We start from the raw sequence: 19,519 nt of genomic DNA on the forward strand, positions 1-19,519 counted from the left end.
TCTCTATATTTACAAAAAATACTAATTCGTGGGCTAAACGTAACTCAAAGTATGAAACCTGTATTTCCTTCCTTTCTGATTGCCTTATTTATTTTTACTAGCCAACTAGGTGTCTTTGGTCAATGTACGATACCTTCGCTACCCAGTTGTGCAGGCTGTTCAAACCTTACCGGCAGCAATCTCAATATCAGTTCCGGTACTTACTGCGTAACTACATCCATTAGTAACCTGAACCTGAGCGGGTCGGCGGTGATTTGCGTATCGGGAGCTGGCCAAATTAATGGTGGAAATGTTAATGGTGGCACTGTTATTTACAATGGTAGCTCGGCTTCAAATCCTTTAAATTTTAATGTAGGGGGAGGCACGCTTCGAATTCGAAGTAGCCTTACATTGACAAACTTGACGTCAATAAACGCGTCATCATCTGTCATTGTTGAAAACAGCGCTACCCTGACTGTTAACAACTTAGACATAAACGGGGCACTATACGTTGACCAGGGATCGACCCTGTATTCAAATGGCAATTTTGGCATTAATGGCAATGGAAGTGTGTGCTTAAACAATGGTATCGTCAACACGAACCAGTTTACGAAAAATGATCAGGCCAACTCCACCACTACGTCCAGTAGAGGCTGTTATACTATTCGCGGCAGCGTTGGCAACTTCAATCAGGTATTAACAAATACCAGCAACATAAGCGTTTGTCTCTCAGGAGCTGTTCCTAACCCTAATAAATTCGGTAGCGCTACGGTCAATCCTAACTGCTCAAGCGCATTGGCAGGTGGGGGCTGCTTTGCGGCCTTACCCGTACGTCTGACTTCCTTTCAGGCGCAATCGTTTGGTGAAGGGGTACGCTTGAACTGGACCAGTTCACTTGAGCAAAATTTTGATTATTACCAGGTTGAGCGTAGCACCGACGCGGTTAGCTTCGAGACCGTAAGCCCCCGCATTGCCTCCCAGATAGAACAGTCTGGTGTCCGTCGGTATGAATGGACAGACGTTGATGCCCGAAGTGAAACGTTTTATTATCGCCTGAAACAGGTTGATCTAGACAACACCTATACATATTCGAAAATAGTTAGTATTGCCTTTGCCAATAATGACAATGCTGCCAGCCTAAAACCCAATCCGTTTTCCGATGAATTGACGATTACCCTTAATACACTCACAAACGGAACGTATGCCATTGAGCTGTACTCGGCCGAAGGGAAACTTTACGCATCAGTCTCGGGCGAAAAAAATGAGCCTACCCTGGTTCGTACAGTAGCGACCGCTAATTTTCCAACGGGTTTTTATTTTACAAATATTCGCATTGGCGATCAGCACTTTATGCGCAAAGTAATCAAACAATAGCAGATAGAATCAGGCTGAATTGATTCATCATGGTACAAACTGCCTGGTGCTACTGGCCAGACTGTAAGGCAGTACCAGGCAATTGCCAACCAGGCCATGACCTGGCTGGTTTTCGTAACGCCAATTCCAGAACAGCGGCCTACTGGTAGTCAATATGGTTCGAAAGGAGTATTCATTCCTAATCCTTGACTTTAACAGATTAACGTCAACCAGCCTTATGACCTTACGCATCGCCTGTTTCGTTATTCTTGTGCTGACAGCCAGATTCGGCTTTTCGCAACCCGTTGAGTCGGCTGTGTATGCATGGGCTCAGGCACCCGTAACGAATAAATCTACCTCTGAACAACGGGTTATCCTCGAAGGCTCTTCGACCGACTTCAGCCATATCAAAATTCACGCGACAACCCTTTTGCCGAAGCAGGCTCCTCATCCGGCCCACAAACACGACGATGAGGAGTTGCTCATCATAAAAGAAGGTAAGCTAACGGTAACCATGGCCGGAAAATCGAAAACGCTGGGCGCAGGAAGCATTGCGCTTTTCATGCCGGGCGATGAGCATGGGTTCGAAAACAAAGAAGATTCTCCCGCCACCTACTACGTGATGCGGTATACAGCCAAAGAACCGGTGGACAAGGCGCGTGGCCAGACGTCGGGTGGTTCATTCTGGATCGAGTGGAACGATGTGGTTTTTCAACCGCACGACAAAGGGGGTATCCGGCGGATGTTCGACCGGGCAACGGCCATGACAAAACGCTTCGAAATGCATGTGACGACGCTCAATAGGGACTTATGGAGCCATCCACCGCACACGCACCGGGCAGCCGAAATCCTGTTGATGATCGACAGTTCAGCTCAGGAGAGCATCAGTGGAAAGCTACATCCGGCCACCGTTGGCGACCTCATCTTCCTCGAATCCAATGTTCCGCACGCGATTCAGAACACAAGTCGGGGAAGCTGCACTTATTTTGCTTTTCAGTTTGAGTAACAAACCTACCTTCTCATCGGGTTAAAACCCGGCAAGAATGAAAAAAGGATTCTATTTCGACGGTTTATTAATTCAGATAAATAAGTAGATTCATTAGCAAGCGCTTACCTTTTTTTAGCATCAACAAAGTCCAGTAACTCACGGTAGATGATGTTGTGTTGCCAGAATAACTGGGTTACCATCGCTATGTGTTTTTTACCGGGCAGCACCTTGTATTCATGCTTCACCTGATGGTTTAGAAGTAACTGATGAAACCGCTGTGAACTGCTGGTGATACTTGGGTAAGTACGTTCACCCGAATACATCAACATAGGGGGCGTATGGTCATTGACGTAATACATAGGCGAAACGGCGCGCCAAACGGCTGGATCTTTCCCATACGGAATCAGGTACTGCTGGTCGTTTGGATATTCCATTTTGGTCAGGTAATCGAACATATCCAGCCCGGCAGCATCGTCCAGAATGGCTCCTTTCACTGGATTTGTGGCTAAACCAAGCCGGGCAAACAGCCGATCATCAGTAGCCAGTAAAGCGGCCAGTCCACCACCCGCTGAATGGCCCATTACGAAAATACGGCCCGGATCTCCACCGAACTCGGCAATGTGTTGGCTAACCCAATGGACGGCCTGGGCACAATCATTAGCCATGGCAGGAACCAATACAGCGGGCGAAAGCTGATAATTGATAATGACCGCCACCACGCCCTGCTTCGCCAACCGGCGCCCAACAAAAGCGTAAAGATTTTTATTGCCGCTGTTCCAGTTGCCTCCGTGAATAAATACGACCACGGGCAGTTTTGTGGAAGCAGCTACCTTTCTCGGCGTGTAAACGTCCAGCAAATGGCGTTCGGCATCGACACCAGAAGCATTCATTGTCACGTAGGCTATGTCTTTGGTACGTCGGCTGGGGCGAGCGATAGCATACTCATTAATAAGTAGCAGGACAACCACGACCAGTACTAAACCCGTTGGAATCTGCCAGAGCAGTCGAAGAAGAAGCATCTTGAAAAACCTCATCAGTGAGGCCGAAAGCTAGAGGATTTTAACTAAACAATCGTTCGAAAAAGCCAGGAAGAGCGTGTGTAAGTCCGCTAAAATTAGAAAAGCCTGCGTTTCTGCAGGCTTTTGTTAGACATAAGTAAATATTCGTTAATTCTTAACTTGTACCGGTAAGTCTTCCAACTGCGCGTAGCTCAGTTTCCAGGTGCCATCATCGCCTTTCTTCCAGAGAAGGATAAAATTACCTTCGCCAAAGCCCCGTGGCTGGTTAGGAACATCCGTCAGTACATCGACTGCAAATGTACCGGCCTCATAGGCCGTATGTGTATCGGTAGCTGAACTGATAATGTTGGTCTTCAGATTGGCTAATGTGGGCAGTGTGGCCTGTACCCATTGCTTTGCCACATCCGACTTGCCTTTGTAATGAACATTGCCCTGCAGAAAATCAACATCCTCGGCCAGAAATGCCGTTATCTTATCCGCATTTTTATTATTCCAGGCATCGATAAACTGCCGGTCAAGGTCCTGAACATTAACGGCTTCGCCAGATGGTGAGCATGCGCTAAAGAACACCGAGATGAGTGCTATTCCAATGAACGATTTCATAAATGTAGTTAATAACGTTGGTGAGAGAAAAAGGGGCTACCTGCCGGGCAGCGTATCCAGAGAAACGTTGCCCGGCAATCGGTAGAAAACAACTTATTTATTGGTGATTACCAGCTTTTACGTCTATATTCAGACGTGCCATACGGAGCAGATGGATCGCCGTAGGTTTCATTTTCCAGATAGCCCGCGCTGATCGTAGCGGCTGGCATATTTGGGTGAGCGGCCAGCATTGCTACGGGCTGTACAACACTCGGTTCGTTAACGGTTGTTGCCCCAGAGGACGATGCGGCAACAGCTGGCTTGCTGTCAGCTGCTCTTGCCTGCCCGGCTGCTCTAGCGGCAGCATTCCGTTCGGCTTCAGCTCTGTTGGCTGCGGCAATCCGAGCGGCCTCTTTATTCTTGTTGTCTTTAATCTTACCAATGGCATACCCAGCCGCGCCACCAGCCACACCGCCAATAACACCACCGACTACCCGGTTCCGTTTGTTGATGATAGCGCCTGCCGCGCCCCCAACACCCGCGCCAATGGCCGTACCCTTGGCTTGAGGACTCCAGCGTTTTTTACCCTGTTTACCAATGGCATATCCGCCCGCGCCACCGATTACGCCCCCTATTACACCGCCAACGGCCCGATTACGTTTATTAATAATAGCGCCCACGGCAGCACCGGTACCGGCCCCGATAACAGCTCCTTTCGTTTGTGGGGACCATGATTGTGCATGTACGGATTGGCCAAGTATACTCGTCACTAGTATCAGCAGGGCCATATTTCGATTCGTTTTCATAGCGTCATTTTTTTGGTGAGAAATGTACGTATATACATCTTGCAATCAACTTAGCTTGTTAGGCTATTGTTTGTTCTCAGACCAATCTGCACATATTAAGTTTAATTTATCAGGTAACTTTAGTCAGCGCCCTGCCTCAGATTTTAGTTGAAAAATCCTCCATACATACGATGTAAGCGCCTTTTCGGTTCTCTGACCAAACCACAAAAATTTATGAAATACTACTGACACAGGGCTCTCAGTGCCTGGCCTTTACTTTGTATCATCAACCAAAACCAATTGGCCATGTCACAGATTCAACTGCTGGTAAAAGAGATGCAACAGGAAGCGCAGACAACTCGGAAAATGCTCGAAAGGGTGCCAAATGATAAATATGGCTGGCAGCCACATCCGAAAAGCATGACCATTCGGCAATGATCCACGCACATTGCCGAGCTACCTTCCTGGGTCACACTGGCCTTGATAACCAGTAGGCTTGGTTTTGCCACCAACCCCTATTCACCCCGAGTTATTAACAACACTTTTCCCAAATTGTCCATCACCAGGCCCAATTAGGTGTTGACCTGCGTTTGCTGAATAGTCCAATTCCAGGCAGTTACGGCCCCAGCGCCGACGAAGCCAATTTTTAATATACATTTCTATCCAATAGAATGCGAGCTAAGGCCTTGATCCTTAACTCGCATTCTATTGGATAGAAATCCTTTGTATCAGTAAAACTTCACTTAGAAAACAGGACTTTTAATCGCTTTATTCCCATTCCATCAGGGGCGTTATTAGTTAGAAAATAGATACCCGGCGGCAAAAAAGTCTTTACCTGAATGTCTAATTTTTGACGATTCTCCGTTTCGGCTATCTGGATGGGTATTTCAGCACCGGAGGGCGCATAAAGATGGATGCCAGCCTTATCTAAATCGTTTCCAGAAACGGTAAACATACCTTGGCTTGGGTTGGGATAGATGACGATTCCTGCCTCCTGTTCATCGGCCCACGCGCGTACGCCTACTAGTTTAGACGTACTCGTCTCTCCATTTAAATCTTTTTGCTTCAACCGGTAATAGTATGTTAGGCCCGGCAACACATTTTGGTCAGTGAACTCGTAAACAGACTGTGTTTTCGAACTATTCTTTCCATCGACAAAACCAGCCCCTTCGAAGCTTTTGGCATCCATACTTTTTTGCACCTCAAACCCCTGGTTTTCTTCTTCCCAGGCGGTAACCCAAGTCAACACAACGCCGTTTTTGCTGGCTTTTCCCACAAACGAAACAAGGTTAACGGGTAAGGGCGAAGTGCCATTTAACGTCACATTATCAACGCTAAATGTTCCCGTTGTACCCGAAGCCGTACCAGCGCCCAGATCTGCACGCTGTGTACCGTACGGGTAAAAGCGAAAGGTAAGGGTTGTACCACCGGGCACCGAGAAATCAGCAAAATCCCATATTGTCGATGCACCTGTTGTCGGGGTAATTGGGGCCGCGCCCCAACTGGTCGATGTAGCAAATCCATCTGTACTATACCGGACTTCCAACTGATTGGGCGCGCTGTTACTGGCATCACGGACAAAGCTCAACGAGGTAACATTAAGTTTGGCATTCGCATTAGCGGTTACAGAAAATTCGATGTAGGAGGAGTTATTAATGCTGGCGGTATTATTGAGTGTTGCGGAATTAAACACCCCTGTAAAAGCAGTACAGGTTACTGTACTTCGGGTAAACGGTGTACCCGTTGCATTGGCTGATACGACGGGCGTATTACCTTGTGTTGGGCATGCACTGGCACCCGTAAATGTATTGCTGTAAATAACTTGACCAAAGCTTTTAACGGGCCCAACCAGAAACATACCTGATAGAAGCCAGAATCTGTAAAGTAATCTCATATCCGCACCAAATTAAGTAACATAATTTACGATTAGGTGTAATAATATGAAACTTAGCGTAGCAATCAAAAGATGAATCGCATTTCGATTGGACAATTACCCTACTTGTGCCTTTTCTTAGACCATACTAAATATATTCTACTAATACCCCATCAAATCCAGTTCTTCGGTATCGAATATCTCCACCCGTTTTCCCATTTTTTTCTGGATAATTTTAAAGTGGTGTTCATCATCCGGGCAAATTAATGAAATAGCTTCTCCCTGTGCTTCAGCCCGGCCGGTTCGGCCAATCCGGTGAATGTAATCTTTAGGGGATCGGGGCAATTCAAAATTGATTACATGCGGCAACAGTTGAATATCGATCCCTCTGGCAATCAAGTCAGTAGCAACCAGAACGGTCAGCCTTCCCGCTTTAAACTTCGTTAAGGCATCCGTTCGGGCACCCTGCGTTTTTCCGCTGTGAATGGCGGCTGCCTGGATACCGTTTTTATTCAGCTTGACGACGACATTATCGGCCGTTCGGGTAGACGATACAAACACTAACACCTGCTTCATCTGCCCCGATTTAATCAGGTAGCGAAGGAGTGGGCCTTTGCGTTCTGGGGAAACCCGGTAAGCGATCTGCCTGATCAGGTCAAGATTCTGCTCTTCTTCGACAATCTCAATTTTTACCGGATTCCGCAGCAAAGCCGCGTTAATATCCTGAATTGCATCACCTAACGTTGCGGAAAACAGAATGGTCTGCCGACGACGGGGTAAACGGTCAAAAATGCGCTCCATCTCCTCCTCAAACCCAAGGTCCAGCATTTTATCGGCTTCGTCCAGCACGAGTGTGTCGACCTCTGTCAGTTGCAGCGCGTTGGATGCCATTAGGTCCAGCAGGCGGCCGGGCGTGGCGACAACGATTTCGGCATCCCGCAAAGCGATCATCTGGGGGTTAATGGATACGCCACCATAAACGGCTACCGTTTTTACCAGTCGGGGCAATGTTTCACCAAAGACATGGAAAACCTCCGCAACCTGAACGGCTAATTCACGGGTGGGCACAAGCACCAGGGCTTTGACAAATCGGTTCCGGGCAACGCTTTTCCGCTGAAACAGTTCCAGGATCGGCAATACAAAACTCGCCGTTTTACCCGAGCCGGTCTTGGCAATGCCCAATATATCCTTACCCTCCAAAATGGGCGGTATGGCAGCCAACTGAATGGGATAAGGCTTTGTATAGCTCTGAGCGGAGATTGCTTTCAGAAGCGGTTTCGACAAACCAAGCGATGAAAATGGCATGAGTAATTGACGTAATAGACCGGCTAATGGATGTGCGGTCCGTGAGGACACGGACCGTGGGAAATAGGCATGTACCTACAACCAAAGCTATGGATTAGAAATTTGGCTTAATTTTGCCTAATCCCGTTTTTTTTTGCCGCTCCGCTTGATGGGCCGACCATATTTCAGCATTTTCTCGGCGGCAATATCGCGCCGGACGTTGACCTTTTTATTCTTGTCGATCTTCTCGTGAAAAGCCGGACCCACATCTTCGCGCCGGGGTGGTTTGACCTCGATGGTTTTCATGTGCACCTTGGGCTTTTCGTCAGCCGTCAGTTCGTCCGAGATAACCAGGTTTTCGGGCAGGGGCAGCATAGGGATCGGCCGATTCATTAGTTGCTCGATAGCCGCCTGCTGTTCTTTAGCACTCTCGGTGATGAACGAAATCGCAATGCCCGTTCGGTCAGCACGCCCCGTTCGCCCAATCCGGTGAATGTAGTTTTCGGGCACGTCGGGCAGGTCGAAGTTGATCACGTGCGAAACGTCGGCCACATCGATACCTCGGGCAATAATGTCGGTAGCAACCAGAATGCGACAGGCCCCGGCTTTAAATTTATTGACCGTCTCGAAGCGGTAATTCTGCGCTTTGTTGGAGTGAATAACGCCTACCTGATCCGGAAAGCCCGATTCCAACTGCTCATACAACTGATCGGCCAGTTGCTTGGTAGCCACAAAAACCAGCACTTTCGTCATCACCGCATTGCGGTTCAACAGATTCGTGAGCAGGTTGATCTTCGTATAGAAATTGGGAACCAGGTAAGCCGACTGGTCGATATTATCCAGCGGAGTACCCGTAGGCGCAGCTTCTACCCGAACCGGCCGGTTGAAATACTCATTCACCAATTGATCGACATCGTCCGTAAGTGTAGCCGAAAACAGCAGGTTCTGCCGCTTGGGCGGTAACAAGTCCAGAATCACTTTCAACTGCGTCCGAAAGCCCAGATTCAGCATTTCATCGAATTCATCGATGACCAGTTTCTTGATGGCTTTGGTTTTCAGTATCCCGTTCAGCATCAAATCAGCCAGTCGGCCGGGAGTTGCCACCAGGACGTCCAGTCCTTGCTGAACCTCCACTGTCTGTGCTTTCATGTTTACCCCGCCATACACACCCACAACGGTCAAGTTCATGTAGGGCGTGAGCTTTTTAATGGCGTCGACGACCTGAACGACCAGTTCCCGCGTGGGCACAATGATGAGCAGTTGGGGGAGCCGGTCTTTGGAAAACTGAAACTGCCGGAGGGCGGGCAGCAGGTAGGCAAATGTTTTACCGGTTCCCGTTTGCGCAATACCACACACATCCTGACCGGACATGACGACCGAGAATACCTTCTGCTGAATAGTCGTCGGGGTTGTATAGCCCAGATCATTCAATGCATTCAGCAGAGGTTTATTTAAATTCAGTTCGTCAAATGTCATAGCCTTTCCGGTCAAATAGACTACGAAGGTACGGCTAAGTTTAGTAGCCCCCGCATTTTGCGCTACTTTTACGGGATGATAAGCCCTCAGCAGCAAGCACAAATTCTGACAAACCTCGGCATTTCAGCACTGAACCCCATGCAGAAAGCCGCCCAAAAAGCGATCCGGCAGGACAATGATACGTTTCTAATTGCGCCTACCGGATCTGGAAAAACGGTGGGGTTCCTCCTGCCCCTCCTCGACCTGCTTAAACCCGACCAGACGAAGGTGCAATGCCTGATTCTGGCCCCTTCGCGCGAGCTGGCAATGCAGATTGAACAGGTCTGGAAAAAAATGTCGACAGGCTATAAAGTAAATGTGTGCTACGGCGGGCATCCAGTAGAAACCGAAATCAAAAATCTGAGCAATCCACCCGCCGTGCTGATTGGTACACCTGGCCGCATTGCCGATCACATTACCCGTCGTAGCTTTTCGCTGGATGGTATTCATACACTGGTGCTGGACGAGTTCGACAAATCGCTGGCGCTGGGCTTCCACGACGAGATGGATTTCATTGTCCACGGATTGCGAAACCTGCGCAAACGCGTGCTCGTCTCGGCTACCTCGGGCATCAGCATTCCTGAGTTCATCCGGCTCAACTCTCCCGCCCGGCTAACGTTTGCGGCTGAAACGGACGATCCTGCCGGATTGACAACCAAACTAGTTTATTCGGAGTCAAAGGATAAGATTGACACCCTGTTTTCGCTGCTTTGTTCGCTGAATTCGGAGTCCGCCCTGATTTTCTGCAATCACCGGGATGCATCCGAACGCACCAGCGAGCTGCTGGCCGAACGAGGTATTCACTCGCTCGTATATCATGGTGGTATGGAGCAGGCCGACCGGGAACGGGCGCTGATTCAATTTCGGAATGGGAGTACCCGGTATCTGGTCACGACGGATTTAGCCGCCCGTGGGCTGGACATTCCCGAAATGAAGCATGTCATTCACTATCACCTGCCTTTGCAGGAACACGAGTTTACGCACCGCAATGGCCGAACAGCCCGCATGCAGGCCACCGGAACAGCCTATGTCATTCTGTCCCGCGACGAAGCGCCACCGGCTTATCTGGCGGCTGACTCGCTCGACGAACTTCATCTTTCAGCCAAAACCAACCTGCCCGAGCCCCCCGATTTTGTGACCCTGTACATTAGTGGCGGTAAGAAAAACAAGCTGAATAAAGTCGATATTGTTGGCTTCTTTGCCCAGAAAGGTGGTTTGGAGAAAGGCGATCTGGGGCGTATCGACGTGCAGGATTTTATCTCCTTTGCCGCCGTAAAGCAGGAGAAAGTTCAGTCGTTACTGAGCAAAATCCGTCAGGAAAAGATGAAAGGCAAGAAGTATAAGATTGAGGTTGCCCGCTAATAGAAAACGTCATTTTACGCTTTCTTCGCGAGAAGCCCACTTTACATATGAACAAAATCCTATAAATTAGGTGGGTATTGCCCCGTTCACGATACGGCTGATCGTCTTTTTCTGTAATATTACCTTCTTGTCAATTTCTGGCCTTAGCGCACCAAGTTATGCGCCAACAACCTACATACAACCTATAATGGATTTTTCAGCTTACAAAAAAAGCACAGCCTCAGTATGGGCCGGTGAAACCGATCACTACAATGACGGTGCCGTAACAACACCTATTGTAAAGAGTGTCGCCTTCTCCTACGATGATCTGGACGAATGGCATAAGGTGGCAACCGGGAAAGCAGAAGGCTACATTTACAGTCGCAATACTAACCCCACAGTACACGTACTTGAGGAAAAAATCCGTATCCTGGAAAACGCCGAAGCCGCCACGTCTTTCGCCACCGGTATGGGGGCCATCAGCAATACCTTATTTGCCCTGCTGGGACCGGGCAAACGGGTGGTGTCGCTCAACGACACTTACGGTGGTACCAGCCGACTCTTCCTCGACTTTCTTCCCCGGTATCAGGTAAACGTTACACTCTGCAACACCACTGACTTCGATCAGCTCGAAACCGAAATTGCGAAGGGCTGCGATGTGCTCTATCTGGAAACGCCAACCAACCCTACCCTGAAAGTTGTCGACATAGCCCGATTAGCAGCCGCAGCCAAAAAAGTAGGTGCCGTGACCGTTGTCGATAACACCTTCGCCACGCCCATCAACCAGAATCCACTGGCACTGGGGGCCGATTTAGTGGTGCACAGCGCGACCAAATTTCTAGGAGGTCACTCCGACGCCATGGGCGGTGTCTTATGCGGCACTAAAGCACTGGTCGATAAAGTATTTCAGTTTCGGGAAATCAACGGAGCCAGCCTACAGGCCGATGCCGCTTACATGATTGCCCGAGGTATGAAGACTCTGGAACTACGGATCGAGCGGCAAAATGCTTCTGCCCTCACCATTGCCAGACACCTGAAAGCGCACCCAAAAGTAAGCGATGTTTTTTACCCCGGCCTGGAGACGCACCCAGGCCATGCGATTGCAAAAGCGCAGATGTCGGGGTTCGGCGGCATCATGAGCTTTTCGCTGCATGGCAGCTACGATAACGTCAAGAAATTCCTGCCCAAACTTCAGTTCGTGCATTTGGCCGCCAGTCTGGGGTCCGTCAGTACACTGGCCGGGCCACCAAGAACCACCAGCCATGTGGAGTTAACCGAAGAACAGCGCAAACAACTTGGTATACCTGAAAGCCTGATTCGGTATTCCGTCGGCATTGAGAATGTCAGCGATCTTATTACTGATCTAGATAATGCATTGGCCATTTTGTAAAACTCCCTCAGCTTTCGTGAACCAATCGATGAAATCAATTCTCTCAACTTTCTTCCTCCTCTTCATCGGGCTTTCGCTGCTCGTCAACCCGTCAGCAACTGCCCAAACCAATACAACTTCGAAACCGGACATCGCTACGCAACGACTGCAACAGGAGTTGGAGCGTATTGCCGGGCTGGCAAAAGGGAAAGTTGGTATTTGTGCGCTCCATCTCGAATCGGGTAAGCAGGTTAGTCTGAATCTACAGGAGCGCTTTCCAATGGCGAGTACCATCAAAGTAGCTATTGCAGTTCAGCTCTTTACGATGATCGAGAAGGGCCAACTCTCCCTGATGACCATGGTCGATCTGCAACCGTCGGACCTGCATCCGGGGAGCGGTACATTGGATGTTCTGTTCGCCAAACCCGGCGTTCAGTTATCCGTCCAGAATCTACTAGAATTGATGATGGTGATCAGCGACAACTCTGCGACGGACATTTTACTCCGGTTGGTGGGCGGCACTCAGGCCGTTCAGAATCGAGTGAAAGCGCTCGGCATTCAGGGCATGTCCGTCGACCGTACTATCATCCAGCTATTGGCCGACCTCGACGGGATTACCCTTCCGCCAGCCGATAAATGGACACTCGGTTTTTATGCAAAATTAGACAGCGCGACCACGCCGGAAATGAAACGAGCGGCCGCCCTCAAGCTCAAAACCGACCCGCGCGACACATCGACTCCTGAAGCCATGGTCAATTTGTTGACACAAATCTATCGGGGAACGGCGCTTAAACCCGAAAGTCGGGCTTTGCTACTGGGCGTTATGGAACGTTGCCGGGGTGGAGCCGCCCGTCTGAAAGGCTATTTGCCGCCTTCTACAGTTATTGCCCATAAAACGGGTTCGTTAGATGGCAGCGCGACAGACGATGTGGGCATTATTACTCTGCCTGATAATGCCGGTCATATTGCCATTGCTGTTTTTGTGGGTGATTCGCCCATGCCCCTTGCCGAACGCGAGCAAACGATAGCGCATGCCGCCCGAAGCATTTATGACTACTTCTTGTACCAATCACCAGCCGTCATGAGCTCAGTTCGGTAACATATGGAATGGTCTTTTGTTAAGAGAACAAAAGACCATTCCATATGAAGCAAGTACAATGGTTTATAGGCATGATGTATACCATCATGGCTATGGCAATCATGGTTCATACGGGTAAGATAACGGATGCCAGTGGATCAAGTGCTTCACTTATCCTGTTGCTCATTTGCGGCATCATGGTGCTGCCTCCCGTAACAGACCGTTTCCCCTTTCTCAAATGGTTGATCTGGTTTGCGTTCATTGGCGGTTTTTTCTTCATGCTGGGTGCTTATCCAAACGGAAAAGAGGAGCCAAATCTGAACGCAACGACACGCCATTTCTGACCTTACTTTATGCAAAACAAACGCAAGCCTTACCCACATCAGAACGCCGACGTGGGTAAGGCTTGCGTGATTACTTGAAATGGCTCATTTAAAAATAAGTAATCACCCTACTTTATTTGAGCCATTTCAAAGCCTGCCCTTCTAACTGTATTCCGGCCTTTGGCGAGATGTTTTTGGTGAAGGCATCGACCCGACTGTCGTTAAGTTGCATCCCGCTCGAATCGGCCACTACGGCCTGCAACAATTTGTATTGATCGTTTCCCAACATGGCAAAACTATTTTGAGTTACCTTCAACTTAAATTGCGCTGAAACAGCGACGTTATGCGTTCGCAAACGACTTTGAGCTAACGAGACCGTTAGCGAATCGGTTGACAAACCCGATAACGTAAGCCGTGCGTTTTCAACGGTCAATGTCTGAAAACCTGGCAATCTCAATACCAGTTGAATCCCCAATTCACGGCCTGCGTCATCCTGAGGGGAACTACGGTAGCCGCTATAATCGGGCGTAAACGACACAAATGCGGTATCGCCCTGCCGCCGGACCCGATAAAACTTGACTTCCTCCGGTGCTATCAATGCCTGGGGCTTACTGACCGTTTTCTCAACAATGACTTCACTGGTTGGCGTACCGGTAACTACCCAGTGCCGGGCGGTTGGCAAATCTTGCTTCTTAAAGTCCTGATACGTATTACGCCAGTCGATTTTATCGTATTGCTCCTTGAGCAACAGATCGGTCGCTACCATTCCGGTTAAGGTGACCATCGTAATCAGGGCGAGTAAAATATGGCTTGTTTTCATGATTTTGACTGATAGTGGTTTGCAATAAACTGGTCGTAACGCGTCGCTATTTCCGACAACTCGATGCCCAGCAGGTACAGGTTTTTGAAGAAAACAGGCAAATCGTTTTCCAGAAACTGTTCGCGTCGGTACAGCTTGATTTGGTCCGAAGCCCCGTCGGTCGGAAAATAGCCGATGCCCCGTTTGTTGCTGATGACGCCTTTCTGACTCAGGAAATCGTAGGTTCGCATGACTGTATTTGGGTTCACTTCCAGTTCAGCGGCCAGCTCCCGTACCGACGGAATCTTCTCCCCCACTGGCCAGCGCCCCAGCAGCACCTGCTCGCTGACATGCTCGGCAATTTGTAGGTATATGGCTTGTTTATCTCGAAAATCCATCGTTATACCTCCCGTTCTTTAAGCCGAAAATAGGCCATGATGTATAAAAAGACCACGACCATACTACCCACTGCGTAGCTAATTTGATTACCAATCGGCTGAGTCATTCTAATTTTTCGATAGTGGTACTGATCCGTGGGTGACTGGGCGATAGCATCCGAAAAAGGTGTATTACTCCGAATACTGCCGGAATCGGTCAATACTTGTAAAAAATAGTTGTTGGCCAAGAAGCCAAAGATTAGCAGGGCGAAGGCTATTATAACCACCAATGGCATTGTATACCGACGAATAAACAAGGCAAACGATAGTGTGAACGAATGTAACAGGGCCGTAAATACCCATAACTGAGTCGGGACGCTATCCATGTTTTTTTCACTAAAAATTGATTGTAGTGCATGAAGGCCACCCTGCATTCGAATCAGAGCGACTTGCTCTGGTGTCCAATGTCGATTATTAACAATCGATATTCCGATGGCATCTAGTACACCAAAAGCTGATAAATACACAACCACAAACCCAAGCCCTGAAATAAGCCAGATCAGCGCCATTTTTTCAACCTGTGATGCTGGTTGCATCAGATAAGTAATCGCTCGTTCTTTTTGATTCAACACCGCCGTTTGCTGTACGGTGAACACATACCAGCATGGCCAGACAACTAAAAAGAACAATAAATTACGCTGCCTGTCAACGGCAGCCGGGGAACCCTGATACGCAAATACACAGGCGACAAATAAAGCACTAACAAGCAACCCAAGGTTTGCCAGCAACTGCCCCCGATTGTCGGTAAAGTACGTTCGCAACAACCGTCCGAAACGGCTTACTGAAAAGGTCTGGTTCATGCGTTTGATAAAGCTGAGGTGGAGGAAAACAATTGACTAATGCGCGCTGGCTCGGCCTGTACGGTGTTGAATAACCGCTCCAAATCCAGCCGGCTCGACTCGCCCAGCGGGTTTTCGGCGACGATGGCATAGCCGCCCACAGCTCGTTCAGAATATAGGATTGACCTGTTTTTGTCCAGTTCGGGCACCAGGCCAAACCACAGCCGGGCCGTAATTTCTTCAACACTGGCTTTGAGCGCAACGCTCATGTGTGAACGCGAGCGCTCGGCCAGAATAACGATGGGATCGATCAGGGTTTCGAGATCACGAACCTGGTGGGTTGAAATTAGGACCGTGCGGTTCTCATCGACGGCACCGGCTACCATTCGCCGAAACTGGCTCTTTGAGGGAATGTCTAGCCCATTGGTTGGCTCATCCATCAGGAGTACGGCCGTGTTGGTGGCCAAGCCAAACCCAATCAGTATTTTCTTTTTCTGGCCATACGACAACTCGTTCAGCTTCTGATTGTCGGTCAGGCCAAACTCGTGAATATAGCCCGCCATCTGCATCCGATCAAAGCGCGGATAAAATTGCGCGTTTGATTCCACAAACTGCCGGATGCGTACCGGAGGCATATAAAACTCCTCCGGCACGAGAAATAAATCTTCCAGGAAAGCAGGCTGGCGCTTTTCCGGAACATATGGGCCAACATGAATTGATCCTGATTTGGGATACAATAAGCCGGATAGTAAGCGCAGTAAGGTTGACTTACCAGCGCCATTAGGCCCTAGCAATCCATAAATTGAACCCGGCGTTAGGGTTAACCTTAACCCTTCATACAATGGCTTACCTCGCTGGTAGCCGAACGACACATCGCGAAACTCAATCATACAGGCATGGCATTATAGTGTATTAGATAAATAGTACACTGCAATAGTAGCAAGTTTAGTAGATGTGTGTCAAGCGTTTAACCATATTTAATTTTTGGGCATAAAAAAACCTCCCACAAGGAGAGGTTTTTTACTGTACGTAGAACGAAGGTCGCAAAAACTAGCTGTCTTTCTTTTTCATCATCTTGGCATCCTTCTTCATATCTTTTGCTGCGTCGGCTTTCATGTCATCGCCTGTACTTTTGGCCTCTTTCTTCATCATTTTAGCATCATGCTTCATTTTTTTATGCTCAGCTTTTGCATCTTTCTTCATGTCATCCTGAGCAAAGGCAGCACCTGACATCAGTAGGGCAGCAACGGCGGCAATCATTAGTTTTTTCATTGGTCTATCTGGTTTATCCATGTATATACCAATGAGAACTACCCTCTTCTCCAGAAGTTATTAAACTTCCATTAAATCAACGAGTTAACTTTAATGCAGCAATCATTGATTCTCAGATTGGTTCGACGACTTGGGCGTTCTTTTCTTGGCCTTCACATTTGAGGGCCCGGTTCTAACGCTACTTTCAGCATCTACTTTGGTCGTGCCGCGATTTGACGAACTACCGTTGGCCTGGTATTGATCATTGGTGAGACCGGTTCCGGTCGAGGCTCCGTTAGTTCCGTCGTGGGTGTTGGCCGCCGATGGATTTGAACGGGCGGCATCGCTGGAAGATAGGGTACCGCTGGTCGATTTTTTCGTTGTCGAGCGGCTGGGTTGTTTCTGTTGAGCAGTTGCGGTTCCGGCGAGTGCCAGAAGTAGGCCAAAGGTTGCGAGTGAGTTAATCATTAGTTGTCTCGTTAACGTGAGTTTATACTAACCATAACTCACTCGCTGCCTATGAGTTTTCGATATATCAGCTTTTCTACATAAATAGAAAGCCGAACGGTCTAAACGGCTACCTTAAACTCTGAGGTGAGGTGGAAGGTAACGTCGGGGTTATTCTGCTCATTCATGCGCAGCATCCAGTCCGATTCGGCCAGAAACACGGGATTCTGGTCTTTATCATAGGCGATCTGGTTGCCTTTTAACCGGATAAATTCAGCCAGCTTAACCGGATTTTCAGCCGTGATCCAACAGGCTTTTGTGTAGTTAAGCGGCACCCAGCGACATTTGGCGCCATATTCATTCTCCAGTCGGTACTGAATGACTTCAAACTGAAGTTCGCCTACCGTACCGACAATTTTCCGGTTACCCAGTTCGAGTGTAAATAATTGGGCAACACCTTCATCGGTCAACTGTTGAATCCCTTTATCCAGTTGTTTCGACTTCATGGGATCAAGGTTGACGAGTTCTTTGAAAATCTCCGGCGAAAAACTCGGAATTCCCTGAAACTGCAATTCTTCTCCTTCCGTCAGCGTATCGCCGATCTTGAACGTACCCGTGTCGTAAAGACCCACAACGTCGCCGGGGAAGCCTTCTTCCACAACGCTCTTGCTATCGGCCATGAAACTGAACGGGCTGGCAAACCGCACATTTTTGTCCAGCCGCGTATGGTGATAGAATTTATTTCGCTCAAACACGCCCGAACAAATCCGCAGGAAGGCGATCCGGTCGCGGTGGCGGGGATCGAGGTTTGCGTGAATTTTAAAGACAAAGCCGCTGAAGTTTTTCTCACCGGGCTCGACTTCCCGCTTATCGGTGGGGCGGGCAATCGGCTCCGGCGATATGTCGCAGAATCCTTCGAGCAGTTCTTTTACGCCAAAGTTGTTGACGGCTGATCCAAAGAACACGGGGGCCAATTTGCCGTCAAGGTACGCCTGCCGATCAAAGCTATCATAAACTCCGTCGATCAATTCGACATCTTCCCGAAGCTGGGCCGCATCGCGTACGCCAACTTTGGTATCGAGCAAATCATCGGCCAGGTCGATAGGCAGCACGTCAGCCTCAACTTTCGTTTTGTTGGCTTTAAAGAAATATAACTTTTTCTCGATCAGGCTGTAGACGCCTTTGAAATCGGAGCCCATGTTAACGGGCCACGTCATTGGCCGAACGCGAATGCTTAGCTTTTCCTCCAGCTCGTCCAGCAGATCGAATGGGTTTTGGCCCTCGCGATCAAGTTTATTGATGAAAATAATTACCGGCGTATCGCGCATGCGGCAAACCTCCATCAATCGTTCGGTTTGTTCCTCTACGCCTTTCACGCAGTCAATCACCAGAATAACACTGTCGACAGCCGTAAGTGTCCGATAGGTATCTTCCGCAAAATCTTTGTGTCCAGGTGTATCGAGGATATTAATTTTCAGATTATTATACTCGAACGTCATCACGGAGGTAGCTACTGAGATACCCCGTTGCTTTTCAATCTCCATAAAATCGGACGTTGCCGTCTTCTTGATTTTATTGGATTTGACAGCGCCAGCCGTTTGAATAGCCCCCCCGAAGAGCAGCAGTTTTTCAGTCAACGTCGTCTTACCAGCATCGGGGTGACTGATGATGGCGAACGTCCGTCGACGGGCCGTTTCGGCCTGTATATTCGTTTGCATTATTCTCAGAATCAAAGTACAAAGATACGGATTCAATGATGAATTATAAATGATGAGTGATGAATAAGCTTATGGAAGGGCTTCGACATTCTTCATTTATAACTCATCATTCTTCATCCTATAAAAACGCCCACAGCAGCAATGCCCAGCCTGCAATCATACCCAGCCCGCCAAGTGGTGTGATGGCGCCGAGCCAAGTAATGCCCGTGAAGCACAATACATAAAGTGAGCCCGAAAAAACGAGCACACCACCCAGGAACGAGTAACCCGACCAGCTGAGCAACTTCACCAGAGTAGGATTGCTCCCAAACAGGTGCAACAGTATACCGACCAGAATGAGCGCAACGGCATGGTAAAACTGGTATTTAACGGCGGTTTCAAAGGTAGCTGCCCGCCCTGACGCGTCGAGCATAGCCCGCAAAGCATGCGCGCCAAAAGCACCAAGGGCTACGCCCAGCAGGCCAAGAACGGCCCCGGATTGAATGAAGAATTTCATCTTGTCTGAACCGACGGGCGGCCCCGCAGGATTTATTTGATTGATTTAAAAATTACTCGATACGACTTGGTTGCAGCTAGTTGACAGCCTGAAGCTGTTTAGG

Annotated in this window: 21 protein-coding genes; 7 read left to right on the forward strand and 14 right to left on the reverse strand. The window is 48.8% G+C overall.

All coding sequences use genetic code 11. From position 1 onward, the window contains the following. The first annotated feature begins 51 nt into the window (after window positions 1-51). Together SD10_RS28820 and SD10_RS17670 are read left to right on the forward strand one after the other, a co-directional pair. The gene (locus SD10_RS28820; protein ID WP_052731216.1) at window positions 52-1,353 is read left to right on the forward strand and encodes a T9SS type A sorting domain-containing protein; all 1,302 of its coding nucleotides are present in this window, start codon (window positions 52-54) and stop codon (window positions 1,351-1,353) included. A gap of 217 nt (window positions 1,354-1,570) precedes the next feature. Next, window positions 1,571-2,338 carry a cupin domain-containing protein gene (locus SD10_RS17670; protein WP_046575539.1) on the forward strand — a complete coding sequence of 256 codons (768 nt, stop codon included), beginning with the start codon at window positions 1,571-1,573 and terminating at the stop codon, window positions 2,336-2,338. A 104-nt stretch (window positions 2,339-2,442) separates the two neighbouring features. Here SD10_RS17670 and SD10_RS17675 read toward each other — a convergent pair whose 3' ends face one another. The 3 genes from SD10_RS17675 to SD10_RS17685 form a co-directional block, all read right to left on the reverse strand. After that, window positions 2,443-3,339: an alpha/beta hydrolase gene (locus SD10_RS17675; protein WP_046579720.1), complete on the reverse strand. Its 897-nt coding sequence runs from the start codon at window positions 3,337-3,339 to the stop codon at window positions 2,443-2,445. A 147-nt stretch (window positions 3,340-3,486) separates the two neighbouring features. Next, window positions 3,487-3,942: a YybH family protein gene (locus SD10_RS17680; protein WP_046575541.1), complete on the reverse strand. Its 456-nt coding sequence runs from the start codon at window positions 3,940-3,942 to the stop codon at window positions 3,487-3,489. Window positions 3,943-4,049: 107 nt separating this feature from the next. Then, the gene (locus SD10_RS17685; protein WP_046575542.1) at window positions 4,050-4,727 is read right to left on the reverse strand and encodes a YMGG-like glycine zipper-containing protein; all 678 of its coding nucleotides are present in this window, start codon (window positions 4,725-4,727) and stop codon (window positions 4,050-4,052) included. A 285-nt stretch (window positions 4,728-5,012) separates the two neighbouring features. Between SD10_RS17685 and SD10_RS30505 the strand changes: the two genes are divergently transcribed. Beyond that, window positions 5,013-5,144: a hypothetical protein gene (locus SD10_RS30505; RefSeq protein WP_394330448.1), complete on the forward strand. Its 132-nt coding sequence runs from the start codon at window positions 5,013-5,015 to the stop codon at window positions 5,142-5,144. 301 nt (window positions 5,145-5,445) lie between these two features. On the opposite strand, the gene SD10_RS17695 is transcribed toward SD10_RS30505, so the two are convergent. From SD10_RS17695 to SD10_RS17705, 3 genes are all read right to left on the reverse strand, one after another. Further along, window positions 5,446-6,600, reverse strand: a complete 1,155-nt coding sequence (locus tag SD10_RS17695; protein WP_148562466.1) for a T9SS type A sorting domain-containing protein — start codon at window positions 6,598-6,600, stop codon at window positions 5,446-5,448. Between the two features lie 141 nt (window positions 6,601-6,741). Next, window positions 6,742-7,884 carry a DEAD/DEAH box helicase gene (locus tag SD10_RS17700; protein ID WP_046575546.1) on the reverse strand — a complete coding sequence of 381 codons (1,143 nt, stop codon included), beginning with the start codon at window positions 7,882-7,884 and terminating at the stop codon, window positions 6,742-6,744. 117 nt (window positions 7,885-8,001) lie between these two features. Next, window positions 8,002-9,339 carry a DEAD/DEAH box helicase gene (locus tag SD10_RS17705; RefSeq protein ID WP_046575548.1) on the reverse strand — a complete coding sequence of 446 codons (1,338 nt, stop codon included), beginning with the start codon at window positions 9,337-9,339 and terminating at the stop codon, window positions 8,002-8,004. Window positions 9,340-9,414: 75 nt separating this feature from the next. On the opposite strand from SD10_RS17705, the gene SD10_RS17710 reads away from it, so the two are divergent. The 4 genes from SD10_RS17710 to SD10_RS17725 all read left to right on the forward strand — a co-directional run bounded on the left by SD10_RS17710 (window position 9,415) and on the right by SD10_RS17725 (window position 13,510). Continuing rightward, complete coding sequence (locus SD10_RS17710; RefSeq protein ID WP_046575550.1) at window positions 9,415-10,740, forward strand: DEAD/DEAH box helicase; 1,326 nt, start codon at window positions 9,415-9,417, stop codon at window positions 10,738-10,740. A 187-nt stretch (window positions 10,741-10,927) separates the two neighbouring features. Then, window positions 10,928-12,109 (forward strand): cystathionine gamma-synthase family protein, encoded by a 1,182-nt coding sequence (locus tag SD10_RS17715; protein WP_046575552.1) that lies wholly within the window; start codon window positions 10,928-10,930, stop codon window positions 12,107-12,109. A gap of 28 nt (window positions 12,110-12,137) precedes the next feature. Continuing rightward, the gene (gene bla / locus SD10_RS17720) at window positions 12,138-13,187 is read left to right on the forward strand and encodes a class A beta-lactamase (protein ID WP_046575554.1); all 1,050 of its coding nucleotides are present in this window, start codon (window positions 12,138-12,140) and stop codon (window positions 13,185-13,187) included. Between the two features lie 44 nt (window positions 13,188-13,231). Further along, window positions 13,232-13,510, forward strand: a complete 279-nt coding sequence (locus SD10_RS17725) for a hypothetical protein (protein WP_046575556.1) — start codon at window positions 13,232-13,234, stop codon at window positions 13,508-13,510. Window positions 13,511-13,622: 112 nt separating this feature from the next. Here the strand turns inward: SD10_RS17725 and SD10_RS17730 are convergent, their stop codons facing one another. The 8 genes from SD10_RS17730 to SD10_RS17765 all read right to left on the reverse strand — a co-directional run bounded on the left by SD10_RS17730 (window position 13,623) and on the right by SD10_RS17765 (window position 19,416). Beyond that, window positions 13,623-14,309 (reverse strand): hypothetical protein, encoded by a 687-nt coding sequence (locus tag SD10_RS17730; protein ID WP_046575558.1) that lies wholly within the window; start codon window positions 14,307-14,309, stop codon window positions 13,623-13,625. Beyond that, a complete protein-coding gene (locus SD10_RS17735) occupies window positions 14,306-14,686 on the reverse strand; it encodes a GntR family transcriptional regulator (RefSeq protein WP_046575559.1) in 381 nt (126 codons plus the stop codon). The genes SD10_RS17730 and SD10_RS17735 overlap by 4 nt, the downstream gene beginning before the upstream one ends. A gap of 2 nt (window positions 14,687-14,688) precedes the next feature. Beyond that, a complete protein-coding gene (locus SD10_RS17740) occupies window positions 14,689-15,525 on the reverse strand; it encodes a hypothetical protein (protein WP_046575560.1) in 837 nt (278 codons plus the stop codon). Then, window positions 15,522-16,394: an ATP-binding cassette domain-containing protein gene (locus tag SD10_RS17745; protein ID WP_046575561.1), complete on the reverse strand. Its 873-nt coding sequence runs from the start codon at window positions 16,392-16,394 to the stop codon at window positions 15,522-15,524. Before SD10_RS17745 ends, SD10_RS17740 begins: the two co-directional genes overlap by 4 nt. A 160-nt stretch (window positions 16,395-16,554) precedes the next feature. Further along, window positions 16,555-16,776, reverse strand: coding sequence for a hypothetical protein (locus SD10_RS17750; RefSeq protein WP_046575563.1), 222 nt, complete (start codon window positions 16,774-16,776; stop codon window positions 16,555-16,557). Window positions 16,777-16,878: 102 nt separating this feature from the next. Beyond that, entirely contained in the window at window positions 16,879-17,223 is a 345-nt protein-coding gene (locus SD10_RS17755; protein WP_046575565.1) for a hypothetical protein, read from the reverse strand. A gap of 101 nt (window positions 17,224-17,324) precedes the next feature. After that, the gene (locus SD10_RS17760) at window positions 17,325-18,920 is read right to left on the reverse strand and encodes a peptide chain release factor 3 (protein ID WP_046575566.1); all 1,596 of its coding nucleotides are present in this window, start codon (window positions 18,918-18,920) and stop codon (window positions 17,325-17,327) included. A 118-nt stretch (window positions 18,921-19,038) separates the two neighbouring features. Next, a complete protein-coding gene (locus SD10_RS17765) occupies window positions 19,039-19,416 on the reverse strand; it encodes a DUF423 domain-containing protein (RefSeq protein ID WP_046575568.1) in 378 nt (125 codons plus the stop codon). Between the last annotated feature and the right edge of the window lie 103 nt (window positions 19,417-19,519).

The organism is Spirosoma radiotolerans (genome assembly GCF_000974425.1).
Taxonomy (GTDB): Bacteria; Bacteroidota; Bacteroidia; order Cytophagales; family Spirosomataceae; genus Spirosoma; species Spirosoma radiotolerans.